Origin of the sequence: Streptomyces sp. NPDC051567 (assembly GCF_044454165.1) — a bacterium.
In the GTDB taxonomy this organism is placed as follows: Bacteria; Actinomycetota; Actinomycetes; order Streptomycetales; family Streptomycetaceae; genus Streptomyces.
This window is the reverse complement of record NZ_JBITDK010000001.1, coordinates 310,833-335,154: the sequence shown is the minus strand read 5'-3', so window position 1 is coordinate 335,154 and position 24,322 is coordinate 310,833. Positions and strand designations below refer to the sequence as shown.

Below are 24,322 nucleotides of genomic sequence, written 5' to 3'. Positions count from 1 at the left end.
AACGCCAACGAACACCCCGACCCCAGGGACATCTCTCCATGCGCACCACACGTGTGACGGTCGCCGCCCTTGTCGCGGCGGCCGCGCTCGCCCTCACCGCCTGCGGTGGTGAAACCGCCAAGACCGGTGGAGTCACCCAGCTCTCCGGCCAGGACAGGACCAAGGCCGCGACGGTCCTGGACCGCCCCTTCGACAAGCCGGAGATCGTCCTCACGGACACCACCGGCAAGCCGTGGAACCTGCGCGAGCAGACCAAGGGCAAGCCGACACTCATCTACTTCGGCTACACCAACTGCCCCGACGTGTGCCCGCTGACGATGAGCAACATCGCCGTCGCCAAGAGGGCCCTCCCCCAGGCCGACCGGGACAACCTCCAGGTCGTCTTCGTCACCACCGACCCGGAGCGGGACACCCCCGAATCCCTCGGCTCGTGGCTGAAGTCGCAGGACCCGGCCTTCACCGGACTCACCGGCGACTTCGCCACCATCCAGACCGCCGCACGCGCGCTCGGCATCGGCATCGAGGCCCCCAAGAAGGAGGCCGACGGCAGCGTCGTCTCCATGCACGGCGCCCAGGTCGTCGCGTTCTCGCCCAAGACCGACGAGGGCTACGTCCTCTACGGGGAGGGCACCACCGTCGACGACTACACCAAGGACCTGCCGAAGCTCGTCAAGGGGGAGAACCCGTGAACGCCCGCACCACCCGCTCCCTCGCCGCCCTCTCCCTGACGGCCGCGCTCGCCATATCCGGCTGCTCCTCCGACTCCGGCGAGGGGTCCGGGGCGGCCGGTGCCGCGCTCTCGGTCAGCGGCGCCTTCATGCCCGAACCCGTCAACGACAAGATGGCCGGCGCGTTCATGGTCATCAAGAACGGTTCCAGGACGGCCGACAAGCTCACCGGCGTCACCTCCCCGCTCTCCGACGATCTGCAGATCCACGAGACCAAGGACCAGAAGATGCGGCAGGTCCCGTCCCTGGACGTGCCCGCCAACGGTGAACTGAAGCTGGCGCGCGGCGGCGACCACCTCATGTTCATGGGCCTCAAGAACACGCCGAAGGTCGGCGACAAGGTCACCGTCGAGCTGCGCTTCGAGAAGTCCGGCCCCGTCAAGGTCGAGCTCGACGTGAAGGAACGGACGTACACCGCACAGGCTCCGACATCCACCGGCGGCAACGCCCACTGACGGACCGAGGGACTGACACGCCATGACGGCCACCACCCCATCCACGGCCCGCGCCCGCGCCCGCGCCACGGCACTCCTGCCACGGCTCGCGCTGGTCCTCGCAGCTCTGCTGGCGGCCCTGTTCGCCGGGGCCGCCCCGGCCACGGCACACGCCGCGCTCACCGCGAGCGACCCCACGGACGGGGCGGTGGTCGCCACAGCTCCCGCCCAGGTCACCCTCTCCTTCTCCGAGCAGGTCGCCATGGGCGACGACTCCATCCGGGTCCTGGACCCCCAGGGCAGACGGGTCGACACCGGCGAGCTGCGCGACATGTGCAGCGGTTCCGTCATCCGCTACGGCACCGCCCTCCACCCCGGTCTGCCCAACGGCACCTACACCGTCGCCTGGCAGGCCGTCTCCGCGGACAGCCACCCGATCTCCGGCGCGTTCACCTTCTCCGTGGGCGCTCCCTCGGCCACCGCGGTCTCCCTCCCCACCGCGCAGGCGGGCGGTGGGCCCGTCGGCATCGCCTACGGGATCGCCCGCTACGCCGCCTACGCGGGCTTCGTCGTCCTCGTCGGCGGCGCCGCCTTCATCCTGCTGTGCTGGCGCCGGGGCGTGGCCGAGCGGTCCCTGCAGAAGCTCGTCCTGCGCGCCTGGGTCACCCTCACCGCCGCCACCCTGGCCATGCTGGTGCTGCGCAGCCCGTACACCGGCTCCGGGACGTTCTCCGACGTGTTCGACCTCGCCGGGCTGAAGGCCGTCCTGGAGACCAAGACCGGCGCCTCCCTCGTCTCCCGGCTGCTGCTGCTGGGGGCCGCGGCGCTCTTCATCGCCGTGCTCTTCGGCGCGTACGCCCGGCGCCGGCAGGACTCTGCGTCCCCGTCCACCGGAGCCCAGCAGGCCCCGGACACGGCGGATACAGCGGATACGTCGGACACGGCGCAGGCGCGGAACGCGAAGGACACCCGTGACCTCGGCTTCGGCCTCGCCATCGGCGGCAGCGTCGTCGCCGGGGGGATCGCCGCCACCTGGGCCCTGGCCGAACACGCCTCCACCGGTATCCAGCCGGGCATCGCCATGCCCGTCGACATCCTGCACCTGCTGGCCGCCGCCACCTGGCTCGGTGGCCTCACCGCGCTGCTCGTCGCCCTCCACAAGGTTCCGGGGATCGAGCGCGAAGCCGTTCGGCTCTTCTCCAAGGTCGCCTTCGTCAGCGTCCTGGTGCTCGCCGTGACCGGCATCTACCAGTCCTGGCGTCAGCTCGGCAGCTGGTCCGCCTTCACCGGGACCGGTTACGGGCAGTTGCTGCTCGTCAAGATCGCCCTCGTCGCCGTCCTCGTCGCCGTCGCCGGCCTCTCCCGGAAATGGACCGCACGGCTCGCCGACACCCCGGCGGAAGAGCGGACCGGGACTGCCGAGGGACGCGATGTTTCACGTGAAACGCACAGCGGTGTTTCACGTGAAACAGAACCCGCCACCGCCCCCGTCGGACTCGCCGCCCACGTTTCACGTGAAACAGCACCCACCACCGACTCCGTTTCACGCGATGTTTCACGTGAAACGGAGTCCGCCGACGATCCCGCCGACCCCCGGCGCGCCGCACAGCTGGCCCGGCAGCGGGCCGCCCGTGAGAACGCGCGGGCGAAGCAGGTCCGGGACGCCGACCCCGGCCGGTCGGGTCTGCGCCGTTCCGTCCTCGCCGAAGCGGGCGTCGCCGTGGTGCTGCTCGCCGTCACCACCGTCCTCACCAGCACCGAACCCGGCCGCGCGGCGCAACAGGAGACCGGCCGGGGCTCCACCGCCACCGCCGTACCGGACCGCGCCGTCAAGATCACCCTGCCCTTCGACACCGGCGGCCCGAACGGCAAGGGGACCGTCCGCCTCGAACTCGACCCGGGCCGGGTCGGGGCCAACACCCTCCACCTCTGGGCCGACGCCCCGGACGGGCAGCCCCTCGACCTCCCCGAGGTCAAGGTGGCCTTCACCCTCCCCGCCAAGGACATCGGCCCGCTGCCGCTGCTGCCCGACCGCGCCTCCCCCGGGCACTGGAGCGCAACCGGTGTACAGCTGCCGCTGGCCGGTGACTGGCGCATCGACGTGACCGTCCGTACCTCCGACATCGACCAGACGACCGTGCAGAAGAACGTGAAGATCGGCTGACCGCGTGACCCAGAGCAACCCCGACATCGAGATCTCCCGGCGCCGGCTGCTGGGCACCGTCGGTGCCGCAGGCGCCACCGGGCTCGCGCTCGGCGCCACCGGCGGCGCCCTGGCCCGTTCCGCGCTCGCCGACCCTGCGGGCCAGGCTCCCGGCGCCGCCGGGAGCCTGGCCTCCCTCGGCTCCACCCAGGTCGCCTTCCACGGCGCACACCAGGCCGGCATCACCACCCCCTTGCAGGCCAAGGGCCACCTCGTCGCCTTCGACCTCGCCCCGGGTGCCGGGCGCACGGAAGCCGCCGCACTGCTGCGGCGCTGGTCCGACACGGCCCGGCGGCTCATGGCGGGCGAAACCTCCGCGACCGCGGACACCGGCATCGCCCTCGACGCCGGGCCGTCCTCCCTCACCGTCACCTTCGGCTTCGGCCACTCCTTCTTCGAGCGCACCGGCCTCATCGCCCGCCGCCCCGGCGCCCTCGATCCGTTGCCGGAGTTCTCCGCCGACCGGATCGACGCCCGGCGCAGCGACGGCGACCTGTGGGTTCAGATCGGCGCGGACGACGCCCTGGTCGCCTTCCACGCCCTGCGCGCCGTCCAGAAGGACACCGGGGGCGCCGCCCGCGTCCGCTGGCAGATGAACGGCTTCAACCGGTCGCCCGGCGCCACCGGCTCGCCGATGACCGCCCGCAATCTCATGGGTCAGGTCGACGGCACCGCGAACCCGAAGCCCTCCGAGCCCGACTTCGACAAGCGGGTCTTCGTCCCCGGTACCGGACCGGGGCCCGCCGAGCACGCGTGGATGGCCGGGGGCTCGTACGCCGTCGTCCGGCGCATCCGGATGCTCCTCGACGACTGGGATCAGCAGTCCCTCACCCAGCAGGAGCAGGTCATCGGCCGCACCAAGGTCAGCGGCGCGCCGCTGACCGGTGGCACCGAGAAGACCCCGATGGCACTCGACAAGCTCGGCCCGGACGGGAAACCCGTCATCCCGGCCAACGCCCACTCCCGGATCTCCGCCCCCGAACAGAACGGTGGGGCCGCCATGCTGCGGCGCCCCTTCTCCTTCCACGACGGGACGGCCCCTGACGGCGCCCCGGACGCCGGGCTGCTCTTCGTCTGCTGGCAGGCCGATCCGCTGCGCGGGTTCGTCCCCGTCCAGCGCAAACTCGACCGTGGTGACGCTCTGTCGGCGTTCATCCGGCACGAGTCCAGCGGCCTGTACGCGGTCCCGCCCGGCCCCCGCACCGGGGAGTACGTCGGGCAGCGGCTGCTCGAAGGATGAACAGCCCACGGTGGGCGGCGCCCCGGTATTAGGCTGACCGCATGTCGGCCACCCGCTTCACCTATCTCGGTCCCGAGGGCACCTTCACCGAAGCCGCCCTGCGCACCCTCCCCGAAGCCGCGACCCGGGAGCTCGTCCCGATGGTGTCGGTCCCGGCCGCGCTGGACGCCGTACGCAACGGCGAGGCCGCGGCGGCCCTGGTGCCGATCGAGAACTCGGTGGAGGGCGGTGTCACCGCCACCCTCGACGAGCTGGCCTCCGGCGAACCGTTGATGATCTACCGCGAGGTGCTGCTGCCCATCGCCTTCGCGCTGCTCGTGCGGCCCGGGACCACGCTGTCGGACGTCAAGACCGTCACCGGGCACCCGGTCGCGCAGCCGCAGGTGCGGAACTGGCTGCGGGCGAACCTGCCCGACGCGGTGTGGGAGTCGGCGGCCTCCAACGCGGACGGCGCCCGGCTGGTCCAGGAGGGCCGTTTCGACGCCGCCTTCGCCGGCGAGTTCGCCGCCGCCACCTACGGGCTGGTGCCGCTGGTCACCGAGATCCACGACGCGGAGAACGCCGAGACCCGGTTCGTGCTCGTCGGACGGCCCGCCCGGCCCGCCGCCCCGACCGGCGCGGACAAGACCTCGGTGGTGCTCTGGCTCGGTGACGACCACCCCGGTGCGCTGCTGGAGCTCCTCCAGGAGTTCGCCGTGCGCGGGGTCAACCTGATGCTGATCCAGTCCCGGCCGACCGGCGAGGGCATCGGCAACTACTGCTTCGCCGTCGACGCGGAGGGACACGTCTCCGACCGAAGGGTCGGCGAGGCCCTGATGGGTCTCAGGCGCACCTGCCCGCAGGTCCGCTTCCTCGGCTCCTACCCGCGTGCCGGGGTCGCTCAGGGTGATGTCCGCACACCCCGGCAGGGAACCTCCGACGGCGATTTCACGGCTGCGTCCGACTGGCTGACACGCTGTCTCGACGGCCGGGCGTAGGACACCGCCCGCACCCCGTGAAGTTATCCACAGGCCGGAGGGGCGCCCTGGGGACAAGTCGACAGGGCGTCCCCGACAAGGTCGACAAATCGGTCAGTGGGCTGGGTTTCGCGTCGGGACACCGAAGGTGGGCGGCGTCACCCGGACATCGCGGATCAACTCTTTGGGGCGAGCCATTCCCACCCGAATGAGTGCGCGAGGGCGGTTTGAGTGGCGATCGACCTCAGCTGCCCTCCGATCAGGAATGATCTATTGCCGCATCCACAGACATGACACACAGCCTGTGGACAACTTCACCGAGAAGGGGAATTCCTGTGGACAAGGAACCCCCTCCAGCCCCGTCCAGAACCGGCCCGGACCCTGACACCGTGCCCCTTTTCGGAGAATGGCACCGTTTTTATCGACCAGTGAAGGTCGATCGCTTTCGGCCAGCCTCCGCGAGTTTTCCATTCATCGCAATTAGGACATAGCGACACGCAGCGTGATATCGGTGTGAGCCCGGGAAGCCCGGCCCGGTAGCCTGGAGGGGTGATTGACCTCCGGCTGCTCCGTGAAGACCCTGACCGTGTCCGCGCTTCGCAGCGCGCCCGTGGAGAGGACGTCGAGCTCGTCGACGCACTGCTCTCCGCCGATGAGCGCCGCAGGTCCTCCGGCATGCGCTTCGACGAGCTGCGCAACGAGCAGAAGACGCTCGGCAAGCTCATCCCGAAGGCGTCCCCCGAGGAGCGGGCCGAGCTGCTGACCAAGGCCGAGCAGCTGAAGCAGGACGTCCGGGCGGCCGAGGCCGAGCAGAACGAGGCCGACGAGGCCGCCAGGCGGCTCCTCCTCCAGCTCGGCAACATCGTCCACGAGGACGTCCCGGTCGGCGGCGAGGAGGACTTCACCGTCCTGGAGACGCACGGCACGATCCGCGACTTCGCCGCCGAGGGCTTCGAGCCCAAGGACCACCTGGAGCTCGGCGAGTCCCTGGGCGCCATCGACGTCGAGCGCGGCGCCAAGGTGTCGGGCTCGCGCTTCTACTACCTGACCGGTGTGGGCGCGCTGCTGGAGCTGGCCCTCGTCAACGCGGCGATCGCACAGGCCACCGAGGCCGGTTTCATCCCGATGCTGACCCCCGCGCTGGTCCGCCCGCGCGCCATGGAAGGCACCGGATTCCTCGGCCAGGCCGCGGAGAACGTCTACCACCTGGAGAAGGACGACTACTACCTGGTCGGCACCTCCGAGGTCGCGCTCGCCGCGTACCACATGGACGAGATCATCGACGCGGACAAGCTGCCGCTGCGGTACGCCGGTTTCTCCCCGTGCTTCCGCCGCGAGGCCGGTACGTACGGCAAGGACACCCGGGGCATCTTCCGCGTCCACCAGTTCGACAAGGTCGAGATGTTCTCGTACGTCGCGCCGGAGGAGGCCGAGGCCGAGCACAAGCGGCTCCTGGAGTGGGAGAAGCAGTGGCTGACCAGCCTGGAGCTGCCGTTCCAGGTGATCGATGTCGCCACCGGTGACCTGGGCTCGTCCGCCTCGCGCAAGTTCGACTGCGAGGCGTGGATTCCGGCCCAGGGCAAGTACCGCGAGCTGACCTCCGCCTCGAACTGTGACGGTTTCCAGGCCCGGCGCCTGTCGATCCGCTACCGCGAGGGCAAGAAGACCCAGCCGCTCTCCACGCTGAACGGCACGCTGTGCGCCGTCCCGCGCACGATCGTCGCGATCCTGGAGAACCACCAGCAGGCCGACGGTTCGGTACGGGTGCCCGCGGTGCTCCGTCCGTACCTGGGCGGCCGTGAGTTCCTGGAGCCGATCACCAAGTGAGTCCGGTCCCGTTCCCGTACAAGCTCGTCGCGACCGATCTCGACGGCACGCTGCTGCGTGGCGACGACACCGTCTCGGAACGCACCCGTGAAGCGCTCGTCGCGGCCACCGCGGCGGGCGCGGCGCACATCATCGTCACCGGCCGGGCCGTGCCCTGGACCCGGCACGTCCTGGACGATCTCGGCTACCGGGGGATCGCCGTGTGCGGGCAGGGTGCGCAGGTCTACGACGCGGGCACCCACCGCCTGCTGACCTCGGTGACGCTCGACCGGCAGCTGGCCGGACTCGCGCTGTCGAAGCTGGAGGCCGAGATCGGACCGCTGGCCCTGGCGGCCAGCCGGGACGGGGTGGACGGCGAGGTACTGATCGGCCCCGGCTACCAGGTGCAGGAGGGTCTGCCGGCCCTCTACCTGGACGACACCACCGCGGTCTGGACGGCCCCGCTGAACAAGCTGTACATACAGCACCCGGGCCTGGACGACGACGCGCTCACCAAGGTGGCCCGGGAGACCGTGGGCAGCCTGGTCGACGTCGTGATGGCGGGGCCCGGTGTGGTGGAGATCCTGCCTCTGGGGCTGAGCAAGGCCACCGGCCTGTCGCTGGCCGCGCGGCGGCTCGGGGTGAAGGCGGCGGAGACGATCGCCTTCGGTGACATGCCCAACGACATTCCGATGTTCGGCTGGGCGGCGCACGGCGTCGCGATGGCCAACGCTCATGCGGAGCTGAAGGCGGTGGCGGACGAGGTGACGACCTCCAACGAGGAGGACGGCATCGCGGTGGTGCTGGAGCGTCTGCTGGGCGCCGCGTAGCCGCACCCGCGACACCTGCCGTGCCCGTCACGTCCGGGCGGGGCCGCACCCGTCACCTGCGGGCAGAAGGACAAGGACAGACGACCAAGAGAGGTCCGGGACAGCCCGCGCCGCACGGCGCGCTCGAAGTGGCTGCCCCGGACCTTTATTGCTCCCCGCACGGCTCACTCTGCCCGGGACGGACCTCGCGTACCAGTGATTTTCCCCGCATGAGCCGTGAATCCGGCGAAGCGGAGGGCGGCTCTTCCTGTTTCACGTGAAACAGGAAGAGCGGAGGGATTCCGCCTCTGTTTCACGTGAAACAGAATCTGCCGGGAACGGGTGCCCGTGACCTTCCCGGTGCCACGGACGCGGGCATAGCCCGGGCGGGCTACTCCTCGCCGGCCAGGGTGAGGCGGCGCAGCTTCTGGCCCGCGCAGACGGTGGCGCCTACGGTGACGACGACGAGGAGCACCGCGGCGGTGGACAGGCCGACGGTGGCGTCCACATATCCCTGGCCGGCGACCTTCTCGGCGAGGGCCAGGGCCCACTGCTGGACGCTGAGGGTCTTCGCCCCGTCGACCAGACTGCCGAAGAGCGACTCCCAGATCAGGGCGTAGACCAGGCCGAAGACGACCGCGTGCCGGCTGACGGTGCCCAGCAGCAGGAACAGGGCGCTGTAGGCGATCGAGGCGACGAGGGCGGCGACGGTGTAGGCCACGGCGATCTGCTGACCGTTGCCGTTGAGGATGAATCCGGCGATCAGGGTGGGGATCGCGGAGAAGGCCATGGTGACGGCGATCGCGACGATCAGCTTGGTCATGATGATCGTCGGACGCTTCACCGGCTTGGCGAGCAGGTAGACGATCGAGCCGTCGTCGATCTCGGGCCCGATGGCACCGGTACCGGCGATGACGCCGATCAGCGGGACCATGGTGGCGAGGGCGAAGCCTCCGAGGAGGTCGGCGGCGACCCTGTCGTCGACGCCGCTGAAGGTGCGGACGGCGAGGGAGATGACGATCAGCAGGGCGGGCAGCGCGAAGAGGATCAGCGCGCGGCGGCGGCCGAGCAGGGCCCGGTAGGTGAGCCGGGCGACGGTGGGGTTGTACATCGGGTACCAGCTCCTTTCAGGCCGCGACGAGGTAGGAGAAGACCGACTCGAGGGACTCGTCGGAAGGCGAGACCGTCAGCAGCCGGATGCCGTGTTCCCGGGCCACCCGCGGCAGCAGCTCGGTGAAGCGGCCGAAGTCGACGGCCTGGACGCGCAGCGCGCCCTCCTTGAGGTCGACCTCGATGCCGGCCGTGGAGGGATCGGCGATCAGGGCCGAGGCGAGCGCCCGGTCGTCGGAGGAACGGATGAGGTAGCGGTGCGGGCGATCCGTCATCAGGCGGCGGATCTTGCGGAAGTCGCCGGAGGCGGCGTGCCGGCCGGCGACGACCACCTCGATGTGCGAGGCGAGCTGTTCGACCTCTTCCAGGATGTGGGAGGAGAACAGGACCGTGCGGCCCTCGTCGCCCATGCGCCGGAGCAGGTCCATGAGCTGCATCCGCTGGCGCGGGTCCATTCCGTTGAAGGGCTCGTCGAGAAGGAGCACGGACGGGTCGTGGACGAGGGCGGAGGCCATCTTCACGCGCTGGCGCATGCCCTTGGAGTAGGTGGAGATCTTGCGGTCCTGGGCGTACTCCATCTCGACGGTGGCGAGGGCGCGCCGGGCGTCCTCGTCGTCGAGTCCGTGGAGTTCGGCGTTGGCGACGACGAACTCCCGGCCGGTGAGGAAGTCGTACATGGCCTCGCGCTCGGGCACGACGCCGACCTGCTTGTAGACCTGCTCGTTGCGCCAGATCGGGACGCCGTCGAGGGTGACGGTGCCCGTGGAGGGGGCCAGGAAGCCGCCCATCATGTTGATGAGCGTGGACTTTCCGGCGCCGTTGGGGCCCAGCAGCCCGGTGACGCCGGGACCGATGCGCATGGTCACGTCGTTCACGGCGACGACGTTCCCGAACCAGCGGGAGGTGTGGTCGATGTCGATGATGGTCACAGCCCGGCCTTCCGGTAGCGGGCCATCAGGGCGGCGTAGGAGCCGACGATGAGGCCGAGGACGACCAGCAGGTAGACGATTCCGACGCCGGTCCCGGGGCCCTCGCCGCCGGGGAAGGCGGAGGTGCCGTCGAGGAAGGCGGCCTGGACTCCGTCGATGAGGCTGACCGGTGAGAACAGGCCCATCCACTCGACCGCCCCGTCGGAGCCGGTCGAGACGGCGACGGCCTGCACGGTGGAGACGGCGCCGTAGGGGATGAGCAGCAGGCCGATGACGGCGGCGACACCGAACCCGCGGCGCGGGGTGAGTGCGGCCATGACCAGGCCGAGGCCGGCGAAGAGCAGTGAAAGCAGCAGTACGGACACCAGTCCCTGCCCGAATCCCTTGGTCTGGTGGGCGAAGTCGAATTCCGCCAGGAGTGCGCCGATCCACATGATCAGCAGTGGGGTGGCGGTGAGGATGAACAGGGCCGAGGCCATGGCCGCGTACTTGGCCAGGACGTAGTCGACACGTTCGACGGGCCGCGAGAAGTAGAGCGGCACGGTCTTGAAGCGCAGGTCGCGGGAGACCGACTGGGGTGCCTGGGAGGCGATGTAGAGGCCGATGACCACCTGGGTGGTCAGGGCGTACGTCGTGTACTTGATCGGCAGGTCGGTGGAGCCGGGGACCGCGATGGCCACCGCGACGATGATCAGCGCGGGAACGCACATCACCGCGAAGAGGATCATCGGGAGGACCTTGGACTTGGCCGAGCGGCCGAGTCCGTAGGCCCCGCGCAGGGACTGCGAGAAGAGCGACGTGCGGGCGTAGGCGCGGCCGAGGCGGGCGCCTTCGTAGGACCGGTAGCCGATGTTGTGGATCTGGGTCGAGGTGTCAGGCGCCATCGGAACCGGCTCCCTTCTGCTGGGTGGTCTGCGGGATGTGCGCGTACGGGAGCTGCTGGAGGTTCTGGTCGTTGTCGCGGAAGACCTCGGCGATGTGGTGGCGGCGCTGTTCCATGCGGACCAGGCCGAGGCCCAGCGCGGCGACGGTGTCGCGGACGGTGTCGTAGGTCTGGTCGCCGGTGGCCTCGACGAGGAGGATGTGGCCCGCTCCGGGCAGGCCCTGTTCCTCGCCCGGGTGGAGGGTGATGCCCGCCTCGGTGAGCGCCCCGCGCAGGGCGGCGGTGCCGTCCGGGTGGGTGTCGGAGTCGGTGACCTCGACCGCGAGGGTCGTCGTGGTCTGGGTGAAGTCGCTGGTGGAGCTGGAGCGCAGCAGTTTGCCGCCGTCGACGACGACGACATGGTCGCAGGTGCGTTCCAGCTCGCCGAGGAGGTGGGAGGTGACCAGGACCGAGATGCCGAAGTCGGTGTAGACGCGGCGGATCAGGCCGAGCATCTCGTCGCGGCCGACCGGGTCGAGACCGTTGGTGGGTTCGTCCAGCAGGACGAGCTGGGGGTCGTGGACGAGCGCCTGCGCGAGTTTGACGCGCTGCTTCATGCCGGTGGAGTAACCGCCGATGGGTCGGTAGCGCTCCTCGTAGAGCCCTACGTGGCGCAGGGTGTCGGCGGTCCGCTCGCGGGCGGCGGTGGGCGGGAGGCCGGACATGCGCGCCATGTGGACGACGAACTCGGTGGCCGACACGTCGGGCGGGAGGCAGTCGTGCTCGGGCATGTAGCCGACGCGTTCACGGATGGCGCTGCCATGCGTGGCGACGTCGAGGCCGAGCACGGCGGCGCTGCCCTCGGTGGCGGGGGACAGTCCCAGCAGAATCTTGATCAGCGTGGACTTGCCGGCTCCGTTGGCACCCACGAGGCCGGTCACACCAGGCCCGATGTCCAGGGAGAGCCGGTCGAGGGCGGTCACTCGGGGGTACCGCTTGCTCAGGCTTTCGGTCGCGATGACAGTCACGAGTCCGACGTTAGTGGCGTGGTTCGCGCGAATCGTCAGACCTGGAGCTGGACCCGGTCTCCGCCTTCCGGCGTACATACCCGTACGGGAGGCTGATGTGGACCGGACAACTTTGACGATGTTGTCCACAGGCCCGGGTGCGGGCCTTGACGCGATCTCCGGCCGTTGTCACATTCATCAGTGTCACGTTACGGACACGTACGGCTACTCGGTTCGCGTCCGGGCCCCGGGGGGACCGGCGCGGAGTTCGAGGAGATGCTGGTCGTGGCCGACGCGATGCCGGTCGTGGCGGGTTCCCGGGCTCCGGGCGCGTGGTCCGGCCGGACGGCGATCCGCCGCACGTGCGGCGCTGGGCTGAGGAGAGGGCGGCATGAGCGCAATGAGCGGAGCAGGAGCGGCGGGGTCACCGTGGCCGGCCGGGGCACGGGAGCGCCGGGTGAGTACCGGCGGGGTCGAGCTGTGCGTCGTCGAGCTCGGTGAGGCGGACCGGCCCACCGTCGTGCTGGTGCACGGGTACCCGGACAGCAAGGAGGTCTGGTCGGAGGTGGCCGGGCGGCTCGCCGGGCGGTTCCACGTGGTGCTGTACGACGTACGCGGCCACGGCCGTTCCACGGCCCCGCGGCCGTTGCGCGGCGGGTTCACCCTGGAGAAGCTGACCGACGACTTCCTGGCCGTGGTGGACGCGGTCAGTCCGGACCGGCCGGTGCACCTGGTCGGCCACGACTGGGGTTCCGTCCAGGGCTGGGAGTTCGTGACGGTCGCCCGGACCAGGGGGCGCGTCGCCTCCTTCACCTCGGTGTCGGGGCCCTCGCTCGACCACTTCGGACACTGGATCAAGAAGCGGGCGACGCGGCCCACCCCGGGCCGGGTCGCCCAGCTGCTGGGCCAGGGCGTCAAGTCCTGGTACGTGTACGCGCTGCACACTCCGGTCCTGCCGGAACTCGCCTGGCGCGGGCCGCTCGGCAAGCGGTGGCCCGGCATCCTGCGGCGCGTCGAGAGACTCCCGGCCGGCCCCTACCCGACGGCCTCGCTGCCCTCGGACGCGGCGCACGGTGCCTGGCTCTACCGGGACAACGTCCGGCAACGCCTGCGCCGGCCGCGGCCCGACGCGTACAGCCACGTACCGGTCCAGCTGGTCGTCCCGACCGGTGACGCGTTCCTCTCCGAGCGGCTCTACGACGGGCTGGAGCAGTGGGCCCCCGACCTGGTGCGGCGGACCCTGCCCGCCAAGCACTGGGTTCCCCGGAGCCGGCCCGACCGGCTGGCCGCGTGGATCGGCGAGTTCGTCACCGCCCGGGAGGCACCGGCCGCCCGGACCCCGGAACGGAAGGGTCCCGGGCAGACACGGCCTGGGCAGCGGGGGCCGGGGCAGCGGGGGCCGGTGAAGTACGCCGACCGGTTCGGCGGTCTGCTGGTCCTGGTCACCGGCGCGGCCAGCGGCATCGGCCGGGCCACCGCTCTCGCGTTCGCCGCGGCCGGGGCGCGGGTGGTGGCCGTGGACCGGGACGGCGAAGGCGCGGCGCGCACGGCCGAGGCGGCCCGGCTGGCCGGTGCGCCCGGGTCCTGGGGCGAGTGCGTCGACGTCAGTGACGAGCACGCGATGGAGAAGCTCGCGGTCAAGGTCGCCGCCGAGTACGGGATCGTGGACGTGCTCGTCAACAACGCCGGGATCGGGCTGTCCGGGGCCTTCCTCGACACCAGCTCCGAGGACTGGAAGAAGGTCCTCGACGTCAACCTGTGGGGCGTCATCCACGGTTGCCGGGTCTTCGGTAAGCAGATGGCCGAGCGCGGCCAGGGCGGGCACATCGTCAACACCGCCTCCGCCGCGGCCTACCTGCCCTCCAAGTCACTGCCCGCGTACAGCGCCTCGAAGGCGGCGGTGCTGATGCTCTCGGAGTGCCTGCGCGTGGAGCTGGCGGCGAAGTCGATCGGTGTCTCCGCGATCTGTCCGGGCATCGTCGCCACCAACATCACCGCCACCACACGGTTCACCGGGGTGGACAAGGCGGAGGAGAAGCGGCTCCAGGAGCGGTCCTCGCGGCTGTACGGGCTGCGCGGCTTCCCGCCGGAGAAGGTCGCCGCCGCGATCCTGCGGGCGGTGGCGCGCAACGAGGCCGTGGTGCCGGTGACCCCCGAGTCCAAGGGTGCCCGGTGGATGTCCCGCTTCGCCCCGCGCACCTTGCGGGCCATCGCGAGGCTGGAGCCGCCACGGTGAGCCGGGCACCGCGGCGGGTCCGGGGCCGGGTACCGCGGCGGGTGGGCGCGCTCCCGGCCGGGGCGGGTGCGGCCGGGGCCTCCGGACGACGAACGAACTGGCCCGGCGGGGGCCGATGGTCCATGATCCGTAGCCCTGACCCCTAACCCGTGATCCGTGATCCGTGATCCGTAGTCCACAGGGCGGATCATGAGGTTGTCGGCGAAATCCCCCCAAAGTGCTGTGGACAACTCAGTGACACCTGTGGGAAACGGAGGGGTTGTCCCCACCGCCCGGCCGGTTGCGTGACGTGCCGGGCCCGTCCCGCCCACCGGCAGGTCCCCGAGGTGGGGGCCGACCGGTGGGCGGGGCGGGGGCGGGGAAGGCGGGTTACGACCAGGTGATCAGGCGGCGGGGGTGTTCCAGGACCGCCGCGATGTCGGCCAGGAAGCGGGAGCCGAGTTCACCGTCGACGAGGCGGTGGTCGAAGGAGAGGGCCAGGGTGGTGACCTGACGCGGCTTCACCTTGCCCTTGTGGACCCACGGCTGGAGCTTGATCGCGCCGACCGCGAGGATCGCGGACTCGCCGGGGTTCAGGATGGGCGTGCCGGTGTCGACACCGAAGACGCCGACGTTGGTGATGGTGAGGGTGCCGTTCTGCATGTCGGCCGGGGAGGTCTTGCCCTCGCGGGCGGTGGCGACGAGCGAGGACAGCGCCTCGGACAGCTCCGGCAGCGTCTTGGCCTGGGCGTCCTTGATGTTCGGGACGATCAGGCCGCGCGGCGTGGCCGCCGCGATGCCCAGGTTGACGTAGTGCTTGAGCACGATCTCCTGGGCCGCCTCGTCCCAGGACGCGTTGACTTCCGGGTTGCGGCGGACGGCCACCAGGACCGCCTTGGCGATGAGCAGCAGCGGGTTGATCCGCAGCCCGGCCAGGTCCGGATCGGCCTTGAGCTCGGTGACGAGCTTCATCGTCCTGGTCACGTCGAGGGTGATGAACTCGGTGACGTGCGGCGCGGTGAAGGCGGAGCCGACCATGGCCTGTGCGGTGACCTTGCGGACCCCCTTGACCGGGATACGGGTCTCCCGCGCCCCGGGGACGACCTGGACGGGCGCCGCCGCCACGGCCGGAGCCGGGGTCTCGGCCACGGCCGGGACGGGCTGCGGGGTGATCGCGGAGGCTGCCGCCGCGTGCACGTCCTCCCTGGTCACGACCCCGCCGTCGCCGGTGGGGATCACGGCGGCCAGGTCGATCCCGAGGTCCTTGGCGAGCTTGCGGACCGGCGGCTTGGCCAACGGCCGCCCCTCGGCCGCACCCGTACCCGTACCCGCGCCCACACCTGCACTCGCACCCGTACCCGTACCCGTCCCGTTCACGACGGGGGCGGCCGGAGCCACGGGAGCCGGGGCCGAGCCGTTCTGCGCGGGCACGCCCGCCGGGGCGGTCTTGCGCGGGCGGCGCTTGGTCGAGGCCTCGGAGACCCCGTAGCCGACCAGGACCGGCTGGCGGGGAGCCGGCGCGGCCTCCTCGGCAGCGGCAGCGGCGACGGCGACAGGCGCCTCGGCGGCGACCGGGGCGGCTGCGGTGGCAGCGGCCCCGGCCGGGGTCTCGTCGGGGCCGCCGGTCGCGACCGAGATGATCACCTGGCCGACGTCGACCGTCGTGCCCTCCCCGAAGAGCAGGGCGTGCACGACACCGTCGAAGGGGATCGGCAGTTCCACGGCGGCCTTGGCCGTCTCGACCTCGCAGACGACCTGGCCGTCGGTGACGGTGTCACCGGGCTGGACGTACCACTTGAGGATCTCGGCCTCGGTGAGGCCCTCGCCCACGTCGGGCATCTTGAATTCGCGGATCGTCACAGGGCTCTCCTCAGTACGCCAGCGAGCGGTCGACGGCGTCGAGCACCCTGTCCAGGCCCGGCAGGTACTCGTCCTCCAGGCGGGCCGGCGGGTACGGGGCGTGGAAACCGCCCACCCGCAGCACCGGGGCTTCCAGGTGGTAGAAGCACCGCTCCGTGATGCGGGCGGCGACCTCCGCGCCCACGCCCAGGAAGACGGGGGCCTCGTGGACCACCACCAGCCGCCGGGTCTTCTCCACCGACGCCTGAATCCCGTCGAAGTCGACCGGGGACATCGACCGCATGTCCACGACCTCCACCGACTTGCCCTCCTCGGCCGCCGCCGCGGCTGCCTCCAGGCAGACCTTGACCATCGGGCCGTAGGCGGCCAGCGTCAGGTCCGTGCCCTCCCGGGCCACCCGCGCGATGTGCAGCCCGCCCGGGATGGACTCGACGTCGACCTCGCCCTTGTCCCAGTAGCGCCGCTTCGGTTCGAAGAAGATCACCGGGTCGTCGCTGAGGATCGCCTGCTGGAGCATCCAGTACGCGTCGCTCGCGTTCGACGGCGAGACCACCTTCAACCCCGGTACGTGCGCGAACAGCGCCTCGGGGGACTCGCTGTGGTGCTCGACCGCGCCGATGCCGCCCGCGTACGGGATACGGACGACGACCGGCATCTTGATCTTGCCCAGTGCCCGTGCGTGCATCTTCGCGAGCTGCGTGACGATCTGGTCGTAGGCCGGGAAGACGAACCCGTCGAACTGGATCTCCACGACCGGGCGGTAGCCGCGCAGCGCGAGCCCGATCGCGGTGCCGACGATGCCGGACTCCGCGAGCGGGGTGTCGATGACCCGCTCCTCGCCGAAGTCCTTCTGCAGGCCGTCGGTGATCCGGAAGACCCCGCCCAGCTTGCCGACGTCCTCACCCATGATCAGGACCTTGGGGTCCGTGTCCAGGGCCTTGCGCAGCGACTCGTTGAGCGCCTTCGCGATCGACATCTTCACGGCGGCCATCAGCGGCCCTCCTCGGACTCGAAGGACGCGAGGTAGGCGGCGAACTGCGCGCGCTCCTCGTCGACGAGCGCGTGCCCGTCCGCGTAGACGTTCTCGAAGATCGCCATGGTGTCCGGGTCGGGCATGGCGCGCACGACCTCGCGCACCCGCTTGCCCAGTGCCTCGCTCTCCTCCTCCAGCCCGGCGAAGAACGCCTCGTCGGCGCCGCCGCCCGCCAGCAGGTGCGTCTTCAGCCGCAGGATCGGGTCCTTCGCCTCCCACGCCGCCGTCTCCTCGTCCCGCCGGTACTTGGTCGGGTCGTCGGAGGTGGTGTGCGCGCCCATCCGGTACGTGAACGCCTCGACCAGGGTCGGGCCCTCACCACGGCGCGCCCGGTCCAGGGCCCAGCGGGTCACGGCCAGACAGGCCAGCACGTCGTTGCCGTCGACGCGGACGCCGGGGAAGCCGAAGCCCTGGGCGCGCTGGTAGAGCGGTACGCGCATCTGCCGCTCGGTGGGCTCGGAGATCGCCCACTGGTTGTTCTGGCAGAAGAAGACCACGGGGGAGTTGTAGACGGCCGAGAAGGTGAACGCCTCGGCCACGTCGCCCTGGCTGGACGCACCGTCGCCGAAGTAGGCGATGACCGCCGAGTCGGCGCCGTCCTTGGCCACGCCCATCGCGTAACCGGTCGCGTGCAGCGTCTGCGAGCCGATGACGATGGTGTAGAGGTGGAAGTTGTTGGTGGTGGGGTCCCAGCCGCCGTGGTTCACGCCGCGGAACATGCCGAGGAGGTTGGTCGGGTCGACCCCGCGGCACCAGGCCACCCCGTGCTCGCGGTAGGTCGGGAAGACGTAGTCGTCGTCCCGCAGCGCCCGGCCGGAGCCGATCTGGGCGGCCTCCTGGCCGAGCAGCGAGGCCCACAGACCCAGCTCACCCTGGCGCTGGAGGGCGGTCGCCTCGCCGTCGAAGCGGCGGGTGAGGACCATGTCGCGGTAGAGCCCGCGCAGGTCCTCGGTGGTGATGTCGGCGACGAAGGGGGCGAACTCCGCGTTCTCCGCGTTCTCGACCCGGTCCCCCTCGGGCGTCAGCAGCTGTACGAGCTGGGGCCCGGTGTCCTGCGTCTGCGCGGTGGCGGCAGCGGTCTTGCGGGCGCTCGCCGCGCCTGCCGCCCGCTTGGTGCCGCTGCTGCGTCGCGGCTTGCGCGCGGCAGTGCTCTCCACGGTCACGTGTGCTCCTCCGTCGGTCCGGCACCCGGGTTCTCCGGGGTCCAGTGCGGCTCACCCGGATCTCTGCCCGCGCGCGGGGTGGGCGCGCGTTCCGCAGGGATTCAGGCGTGACAGGTGCCCCGGCGAGTGCCCTGCGCAATGCACGTTACCCAGTGCGCCGCATAACTGCGAAACCCCGTTTGACCTGCGATTTTGCTTGGATTTCCAAGTAAATCCGCAGAGGCGGGAACAACCACTGGTCACAGCCTTGCAGGGGGCCGGAACAACGGCACGTTATCCCGCTCACCAGCGGCAGGGAAGAGGTGAGTGTGGGAAACTGAATCCGTGCGCGAAGACGGAAAAATCAAGGTATTCCTCCTGGACGACCACGAAGTGGTACGCCGGGGTGTCCATGAGCTGCTGTCGGTCGAAGAGGACATCGAGATCGTCGGCGAGGCCGGTACGGCCGCCGACGCCCTGGTCCGCATCCCCGCCACCCGCCCCGACGTGGCCGTGCTCGACGTCCGCCTGCCGGACGGCAGCGGGGTGGAGGTGTGCCGCGAGGTGCGCTCCCAGAACGAGGACATCAAGTGCCTGATGCTGACCTCGTTCTCCGACGACGAGGCACTGTTCGACGCGATCATGGCCGGCGCCTCGGGCTACGTCCTGAAGGCGATCCGCGGGAACGAGCTGCTCAGCGCCGTGCGCGATGTCGCGGCCGGGAAGTCGCTGCTGGACCCGGTCGCCACGGCCCGGGTGCTGGAGCGGCTGCGGGACGGCAAGAACGGCAGGGGCGACGACCGCCTCGCCAACCTGACCGACCAGGAGCGGAAGATCCTCGACCTGATCGGTGAGGGCCTGACCAACCGCGTGATCGGCGAGCGGCTGCACCTGGCCGAGAAGACGATCAAGAACTACGTCTCCAGCCTCCTCTCCAAGCTGGGCATGGAGCGCCGTTCCCAGGCTGCCGCCTATGTGGCCCGGCTCCAGGCCGAGAAGCGCCAGCCGACGTCCTGACCGACCCGTGCCCGGTCGGGACCGACCCGTACCCGACCGGCTCCACGGCCCGCCCGACACGCCCGGACCCGCGACCTCCGGTCGCCCGTCCGGGTGATGCGGGGGCGCGGGGGTGACGCCGGGCCCCGTACAGGCCCCCGCACCCGCCCGTACCAGCACTTCCCGAGCACCTCCCGAGTGCTTCCCGAGCACTTCCCCGGTCCCTTTCGAGCCCTCTTCGAGGGATCAGAGGCCTTACGGGGTCCTTAGGGGCGGTTACAGGCTCTTCGCTCCTATTCGGGACCAACGTCCCCGATCATTGGGGCTGGTTCCTCTTTCCGTGCACGGTGGTGGTAGCGCACAGTGGACGCCATGTCCCCTGAGGAACACCACGCCATCGAACTGCTGTGCCGGGTGCAGTACGGCCGGGTGGCCACGAGCATGCGCGCGCTGCCCTTCCTCGCCCTCGCCCGCCACATCGTGGTCGACGGCAAGGTCGTCCTGAGAATGCACGCCGGTTTCGGCTACCACCAGGCGTGCAACGGCAGCGTGGTCTCCTACGGGGCGGACAACTTCAATTCCCGGGACCCCGAGCTGTGGTCCGTGCAGTTCACCGGAACCGCTCAGATAGTCGAACCGACCACCACCGAACTGGAGCTTTTCGGTCCGGGTCCGCATTTCGTGGACGGAACGGTCTTCGACCCCGTCTACATGCGAATCGACCCCCAGTTCGTCACCGTGCACACCCTCGCCGGAAATCCGGCCCCGCAGTACCAGCACGCCCTCTGACCAGCACATACGAAGCCACGTACGCAGGTACCCACGCAGGTACGGGAACGGGCCCGGCGGAATGGATTCCGCCGGGCCCGTTGTCGTGACCGTGGCCCGTTCCCGCGAACGTGACCGCGAACGTGACCGTGACCCGTAGCCGTGGTCACACGCTTCGCGCCGCTACTCCGGCTCGGCTCCGGTGGTCGGCTTCGGCGGCTTCGTCTGCGGCGTCGGCGGCGGCGTGGTGGTGACCGGCGGCGTGGTGGCTGCTTCCGTCGCCGTCGGGGTGGGGCTCGTCGTCCCCGTCGGGGTCGGCGACGAGGTCGTCGTCGACGAGGGCGTCGGGGTGGGGCTCGTCGTCCGGGTGCGGTTCGCCGTGGGCTGGGTGGTCCCCGGGGCGGAGGTGGGCTCCGTACTCGGGTGGGGCGACGGGCTGTCCTGGGTGCCCGGGGTGCTCTGCTGCCCGACGGGGGTGGTCTGGGAGGCGCCCGGCGGGGTGGTGCCCTTGTCCGGGGGGACGATGCTGCTGACCGCGTACGCGACGCCGCCCGCGACCGCGACGACCGCGAGCACCGCGAACAGCCACATCTTCCAGCGGCCTCCCCGGCGCCGGCCGTCGTAGCCGTCGTACCCGTCATAGCCGCCGGGGCCGCCCGGACCGCCGTTGCCGCCACCGGGGAAGGCCGAACCGTCGTCCGGGTTCAGCGGCGGCACCATCGGACGCTGGAACTGCGAGGTCGTCGCGTGCGCGGGGTGCCCCTGCTGGCCGCCGGGCCCGCCCGGCCCGCCCACGGGCATGACGCTGGTGGCACCGCCCGGCCCGTGGGGCAGGGCCATGGTGACCGGTCCGGTGTTCCAGGTGCCGGTGTTCGCGCCCCGCTCCTGGAGCATCTGGAGCGCGTACTGGACCAGCCCGCGCATCTCCTCGGCGCTCTGGAACCGGTCGTCCGGGTCCTTGGCGAGGGAGCGCATGACGAGCCCGTCGAGCTCCTGCGGGATGTGCCCGCCCTCCGGCAGCCGCGAGGGCGGCACCGGCGCGTCCTGGACGTGCTGGTAGACCACCGACAGCGGGGTCTCCCCGGTGAACGGGGGACGCAGCGCGAGCAGTTCGTACAGCAGACAGCCGGTCGCGTACAGGTCGGAGCGGTGGTCCACGGCCTTGCCGAGGGCCTGCTCGGGCGAGAGGTACTGCGGGGTGCCCATGACCATGCCGGTCTGGGTCATCGTCGACTGCACGCCGTGCAGGGCACGGGCGATGCCGAAGTCCATCACCTTCACCGCGCCCGCGTCGGTGATGATGACGTTGGCGGGCTTGATGTCACGGTGCACGATGCCGTGCTGATGCGAGTAGGCGAGCGCTTCGAGCACGCCCGAGACGATGATCAGCGCCTGGTCGGGGCCCGGGGCCTCGGCGCTGATCAGCAGCTCACGGATGGTGCGGCCCTCGACCAGCTCCATGACGATGTACGGGACGGTGTTCGGACCGACCCGGTCCTCGCCCGAGTCGTAGACGGCCACGACGGCGTGGTGGTTGAGCCCGGCGACGGACTGCGCCTCGCGCGTGAAACGGGCCTTGGAGACGGGGTCCTCGGCCAGGTCGGCGCGGAGCAGCTTCACGGCGACGGTCCGGCCCAGCCGTACGTCCTCAGCGGCGAACACCTCGGCCATGCCACCACGGCCCAGCCGGTGGGTGAGCCGGTAACGGCCGTCGCCCACCAGCCCGCCGGCGCCCCAGTGCTCAGGACCATCGGCCGTCCCGGCGCCGTTTCCCTCGGGTTCGGGTGCCATCAGTCCTCGCCGTCGTCTCTCTCGGCCGCCGCTCAGCGGTAGGTCCTCTTCCTGGTGCTACCGATGAACGCTACAGCCTCGCAACCGGTCGCCGGTCGGGCCGGAGCGGCCCCGGCCCCCTGGTCACGGAACGGGTACCCCGCTTGACGTGTGGTTGCCCTCCGGCAGACTGGGCGCGACATGCGCTCGGGCAACGGCGTAGGAACACATCCCGAGGGGGAGCGACAGTCATGAGCCAGGACGGCACACAGGGCCAGTACGCGGGCGGCATGCTGGCCGGTGGCCGTTACCAGCTGAGGGATCTGCTGGGGGAGGGCGGCATGGCCTCCGTGTACCTCGCGTACGACTCCGCGCTCGACCGGCAGGTCGCCGTCAAGACCCTTCACAGCGAGCTGGGCCGCGAGGCGTCCTTCCGGGAGCGGTTCCGCCGTGAGGCACAGGCTGTAGCCAAACTGTCGCACACGAACATCGTCTCGGTCTTCGACACCGGCGAGGGCGAGGTGACCTTCGGCGGAGGCGGCACGGGTGGTGCGGGCGGCACGGGCGGCGGCGCCGCAGTGATGCCGTACATCGTCATGGAGTACGTGGAGGGGCAGCCGCTCGGCGCGGTGCTCGCCACGGACGTCCGCCAGTACGGGGCGATGCCCGCGGAGAAGGCCCTGAAGATCACGGCCGATGTGCTCTCCGCGCTGGAGACCAGCCACGAGATGGGCCTGGTCCACCGCGACATCAAGCCGGGCAACGTGATGATCACCAAGCGCGGTCTGGTCAAGGTGATGGACTTCGGCATCGCGCGGGCCATGCAGTCCGGGGTCGCCTCGATGACGCAGACCGGCATGGTCGTCGGCACCCCGCAGTACCTCTCGCCCGAACAGGCGCTGGGGCGTCCGGTCGACGCCCGCTCCGACCTGTACTCGGCGGGCATCATGCTCTTCCAGCTCCTGACCGGGCGCATCCCGTTCGACGCGGACGCGCCGCTGGCCATCGTCTACGCCCACGTCCAGGAGGAGCCGGTCGCGCCGTCCTCCCTGAACCGGTCGGTGACCCCGGCGATGGACGCGCTGGTGGCACGGGCCCTGAAGAAGAACCCCGACGAGCGCTTCGCCACGGCCGAGGCCATGCGCGACGAGGTCGTACGGGTGCTGTCGGGCGGACACGCGGGCGCCGCCCCGGCCGTCCGGCGCGGCGCGGCGCCCCCGGACAGCGGGGCGGGCGTGGCCTCGACCGTGTTCCCGCCCGTCCGCTCCGGCTTCCCGTCACCGCCGCCCCGGACCCCGCACCCGCAGGGACACCCGCAGGGGCACCAGCCCTATCCGGCCCCGCACACCCCGGCGCCGTCCCCGTACGCGCCCACGCCCGCCCCGCAGCAGACCCGGGGCGGCTACGCCTACCCGCCGCAGCAACAGCAGTACGAGCAGTACGAGCAGTACGAGCAGCAGTACGCCCCGCAGGCCCCGCCGCCGTACGCGGTCCCGCAGCAGCACACCACGGCCGCGTACGAGGCGGGCGGCACGGGACACACGGGGTACGCAGGGCATCCGGGTGGCACGGACCGTGCGGGCAGGGGCGAGCGCCGCCGGTTCGGACCGGTGGCCGTGGCGGTGGGCGTGGTGGCCGTCCTGGCCGTCAGCGGTGTGATCGCGGCGCAGTACGTGGGCAAGGACAAGGACCCGGGCGCCGCCGCCAACGACCCCCTTCCCCCCGCCTCGGCCCCGGCCGCCGCCCCTTCCGGACGGGCCACCGCCTCCTCGGCCCCGACGCCCGCCGCCTCAGGCCGCAAGCCCTCCTCCTCCGCCACGGCCACCGCTTCTGCCCCCTCCCCCGGAGCAACCGCCAAGGCGGGACACAAGGGACCGGACATCTCGCGCACGATCGACCCGGCCAAGTGCAAGGAGGCGTCGAAGGCGTACGACGACGCCACCAAGGTCAACGCCCCGGACCTGCGCTACAAGAACCTGCGCTCGGTGAAGGAGTGCCTCCAGGCGGCGGGGTGGAAGTACAAGATCGAGGACCGCGACGAGGCCGTGTACGGCGAGGACACCGTGCTGGAGCAGTTGCCGGCGGCGGGTTCCAAGGTCGACAAGACCGGCACCGAGTTCACCCTGGTGGTCTCCACGGGCGACCCCCAGTAGACGGACCGACCGCAGGAGACGGGCCACGGGCCGCCGGTTGCGGGAGCGGCCCGCGAGGGGTGGGCCGGGGTGGCGGACGGCCCGACAGGGGGCCGGCGGTCCGGCCGGGTGGGTCACCGTTTCGCCGACGGCCCGTCCGACGGGCCTGCCCGGCATGCCGGTTCCGCCCGGTTGTGTCAGCCTGAGCGAGTCGTCTCGGTCGCTCGGGAGGGGCTCTCCTTGTCTCAAGGCTTCCGCCCGCCACGCCGGAGCCGGGCCTTGTTGCGCACGTGGCACCCGCTGGCCTGCGCCGCACTGGCCG

19 protein-coding genes are annotated in these 24,322 nt (G+C 71.1%); 11 read left to right on the top strand and 8 right to left on the bottom strand.

What is annotated here, in order from left to right; all coding sequences use genetic code 11:
- Positions 1 to 38 precede the first annotated feature (38 nt).
- The 7 genes from ACIA5F_RS01480 to ACIA5F_RS01450 all read left to right on the top strand — a co-directional run bounded on the left by ACIA5F_RS01480 (position 39) and on the right by ACIA5F_RS01450 (position 8,197).
- On the top strand, positions 39 to 689 hold the full coding sequence (locus ACIA5F_RS01480; protein WP_399347899.1) for an SCO family protein: 651 nt from the start codon (positions 39 to 41) through the stop codon (positions 687 to 689).
- Entirely contained in the window at positions 686 to 1,183 is a 498-nt protein-coding gene (locus tag ACIA5F_RS01475; protein ID WP_399347897.1) for a copper chaperone PCu(A)C, read from the top strand. The genes ACIA5F_RS01480 and ACIA5F_RS01475 overlap by 4 nt, the downstream gene beginning before the upstream one ends.
- A gap of 22 nt (positions 1,184 to 1,205) precedes the next feature.
- On the top strand, positions 1,206 to 3,326 hold the full coding sequence (locus ACIA5F_RS01470) for a copper resistance protein CopC (RefSeq protein ID WP_399347895.1): 2,121 nt from the start codon (positions 1,206 to 1,208) through the stop codon (positions 3,324 to 3,326).
- Between the two features lie 4 nt (positions 3,327 to 3,330).
- Positions 3,331 to 4,605: an iron uptake transporter deferrochelatase/peroxidase subunit gene (gene efeB, locus ACIA5F_RS01465; protein ID WP_399347893.1), complete on the top strand. Its 1,275-nt coding sequence runs from the start codon at positions 3,331 to 3,333 to the stop codon at positions 4,603 to 4,605.
- 41 nt (positions 4,606 to 4,646) lie between these two features.
- The gene (gene pheA, locus ACIA5F_RS01460; RefSeq protein WP_399347891.1) at positions 4,647 to 5,582 is read left to right on the top strand and encodes a prephenate dehydratase; all 936 of its coding nucleotides are present in this window, start codon (positions 4,647 to 4,649) and stop codon (positions 5,580 to 5,582) included.
- A gap of 528 nt (positions 5,583 to 6,110) precedes the next feature.
- The gene (gene serS, locus ACIA5F_RS01455) at positions 6,111 to 7,388 is read left to right on the top strand and encodes a serine--tRNA ligase (protein ID WP_399347889.1); all 1,278 of its coding nucleotides are present in this window, start codon (positions 6,111 to 6,113) and stop codon (positions 7,386 to 7,388) included.
- Positions 7,385 to 8,197, top strand: a complete 813-nt coding sequence (locus ACIA5F_RS01450) for an HAD family hydrolase (protein WP_399347887.1) — start codon at positions 7,385 to 7,387, stop codon at positions 8,195 to 8,197. The genes serS and ACIA5F_RS01450 overlap by 4 nt, the downstream gene beginning before the upstream one ends.
- Positions 8,198 to 8,567: 370 nt before the next feature.
- Here the strand turns inward: ACIA5F_RS01450 and ACIA5F_RS01445 are convergent, their stop codons facing one another.
- Genes ACIA5F_RS01445 through ACIA5F_RS01430 form a run of 4 tightly spaced genes read right to left on the bottom strand, consistent with a single transcriptional unit; the run spans position 8,568 to position 12,105 of the window.
- Complete coding sequence (locus tag ACIA5F_RS01445; RefSeq protein ID WP_399347885.1) at positions 8,568 to 9,287, bottom strand: ABC transporter permease; 720 nt, start codon at positions 9,285 to 9,287, stop codon at positions 8,568 to 8,570.
- A gap of 16 nt (positions 9,288 to 9,303) precedes the next feature.
- Positions 9,304 to 10,215, bottom strand: coding sequence for an ABC transporter ATP-binding protein (locus ACIA5F_RS01440; RefSeq protein WP_399347883.1), 912 nt, complete (start codon positions 10,213 to 10,215; stop codon positions 9,304 to 9,306).
- Positions 10,212 to 11,099, bottom strand: a complete 888-nt coding sequence (locus tag ACIA5F_RS01435) for an ABC transporter permease subunit (RefSeq protein ID WP_399347881.1) — start codon at positions 11,097 to 11,099, stop codon at positions 10,212 to 10,214. The genes ACIA5F_RS01440 and ACIA5F_RS01435 overlap by 4 nt, the downstream gene beginning before the upstream one ends.
- Positions 11,089 to 12,105, bottom strand: a complete 1,017-nt coding sequence (locus tag ACIA5F_RS01430; RefSeq protein ID WP_399347879.1) for an ABC transporter ATP-binding protein — start codon at positions 12,103 to 12,105, stop codon at positions 11,089 to 11,091. The genes ACIA5F_RS01435 and ACIA5F_RS01430 overlap by 11 nt, the downstream gene beginning before the upstream one ends.
- A 379-nt stretch (positions 12,106 to 12,484) precedes the next feature.
- Here ACIA5F_RS01430 and ACIA5F_RS01425 point away from each other — a divergent pair, with 379 nt between their 5' ends.
- Complete coding sequence (locus tag ACIA5F_RS01425) at positions 12,485 to 14,320, top strand: SDR family oxidoreductase (protein WP_399348162.1); 1,836 nt, start codon at positions 12,485 to 12,487, stop codon at positions 14,318 to 14,320.
- Positions 14,321 to 14,689: 369 nt separating this feature from the next.
- Here the strand turns inward: ACIA5F_RS01425 and ACIA5F_RS01420 are convergent, their stop codons facing one another.
- The 3 genes from ACIA5F_RS01420 to pdhA are packed head-to-tail and all read right to left on the bottom strand — an operon-like array spanning position 14,690 to position 18,355.
- Positions 14,690 to 16,138, bottom strand: coding sequence for a dihydrolipoamide acetyltransferase family protein (locus tag ACIA5F_RS01420; protein WP_399348160.1), 1,449 nt, complete (start codon positions 16,136 to 16,138; stop codon positions 14,690 to 14,692).
- Between the two features lie 31 nt (positions 16,139 to 16,169).
- Positions 16,170 to 17,150 (bottom strand): alpha-ketoacid dehydrogenase subunit beta, encoded by a 981-nt coding sequence (locus ACIA5F_RS01415; RefSeq protein ID WP_399347877.1) that lies wholly within the window; start codon positions 17,148 to 17,150, stop codon positions 16,170 to 16,172.
- Positions 17,150 to 18,355 carry a pyruvate dehydrogenase (acetyl-transferring) E1 component subunit alpha gene (gene pdhA, locus ACIA5F_RS01410; protein WP_399347875.1) on the bottom strand — a complete coding sequence of 402 codons (1,206 nt, stop codon included), beginning with the start codon at positions 18,353 to 18,355 and terminating at the stop codon, positions 17,150 to 17,152. The genes ACIA5F_RS01415 and pdhA overlap by 1 nt, the downstream gene beginning before the upstream one ends.
- Before the next feature lie 324 nt (positions 18,356 to 18,679).
- On the opposite strand from pdhA, the gene ACIA5F_RS01405 reads away from it, so the two are divergent.
- Together ACIA5F_RS01405 and ACIA5F_RS01400 are read left to right on the top strand one after the other, a co-directional pair.
- A complete protein-coding gene (locus ACIA5F_RS01405; protein WP_399347873.1) occupies positions 18,680 to 19,351 on the top strand; it encodes a response regulator in 672 nt (223 codons plus the stop codon).
- Between the two features lie 351 nt (positions 19,352 to 19,702).
- On the top strand, positions 19,703 to 20,119 hold the full coding sequence (locus tag ACIA5F_RS01400; RefSeq protein WP_399347871.1) for a pyridoxamine 5'-phosphate oxidase family protein: 417 nt from the start codon (positions 19,703 to 19,705) through the stop codon (positions 20,117 to 20,119).
- A gap of 162 nt (positions 20,120 to 20,281) precedes the next feature.
- Here the strand turns inward: ACIA5F_RS01400 and ACIA5F_RS01395 are convergent, their stop codons facing one another.
- The gene (locus ACIA5F_RS01395) at positions 20,282 to 21,889 is read right to left on the bottom strand and encodes a protein kinase (protein ID WP_399347869.1); all 1,608 of its coding nucleotides are present in this window, start codon (positions 21,887 to 21,889) and stop codon (positions 20,282 to 20,284) included.
- Positions 21,890 to 22,119: 230 nt separating this feature from the next.
- On the opposite strand from ACIA5F_RS01395, the gene ACIA5F_RS01390 reads away from it, so the two are divergent.
- Entirely contained in the window at positions 22,120 to 24,021 is a 1,902-nt protein-coding gene (locus ACIA5F_RS01390) for a protein kinase (RefSeq protein WP_399347867.1), read from the top strand.
- Positions 24,022 to 24,322: the final 301 nt, after the last annotated feature.

Coding starts and splice junctions, on each gene's coding strand:
- ACIA5F_RS01445 (WP_399347885.1), bottom strand. CDS start 9,287: ATGTACAACCCCACCGTCGCCCGGCTCACCTACCGGGCCCTGCTCGGC.
- ACIA5F_RS01470 (WP_399347895.1), top strand. CDS start 1,206: ATGACGGCCACCACCCCATCCACGGCCCGCGCCCGCGCCCGCGCCACG.
- ACIA5F_RS01395 (WP_399347869.1), bottom strand. CDS start 21,889: ATGGCACCCGAACCCGAGGGAAACGGCGCCGGGACGGCCGATGGTCCT.
- ACIA5F_RS01420 (WP_399348160.1), bottom strand. CDS start 16,138: ATGCCCGACGTGGGCGAGGGCCTCACCGAGGCCGAGATCCTCAAGTGG.
- ACIA5F_RS01415 (WP_399347877.1), bottom strand. CDS start 17,150: ATGGCCGCCGTGAAGATGTCGATCGCGAAGGCGCTCAACGAGTCGCTG.
- ACIA5F_RS01400 (WP_399347871.1), top strand. CDS start 19,703: ATGTCCCCTGAGGAACACCACGCCATCGAACTGCTGTGCCGGGTGCAG.
- ACIA5F_RS01425 (WP_399348162.1), top strand. CDS start 12,485: ATGAGCGGAGCAGGAGCGGCGGGGTCACCGTGGCCGGCCGGGGCACGG.
- ACIA5F_RS01390 (WP_399347867.1), top strand. CDS start 22,120: ATGAGCCAGGACGGCACACAGGGCCAGTACGCGGGCGGCATGCTGGCC.
- ACIA5F_RS01435 (WP_399347881.1), bottom strand. CDS start 11,099: ATGGCGCCTGACACCTCGACCCAGATCCACAACATCGGCTACCGGTCC.
- pheA (WP_399347891.1), top strand. CDS start 4,647: ATGTCGGCCACCCGCTTCACCTATCTCGGTCCCGAGGGCACCTTCACC.
- ACIA5F_RS01480 (WP_399347899.1), top strand. CDS start 39: ATGCGCACCACACGTGTGACGGTCGCCGCCCTTGTCGCGGCGGCCGCG.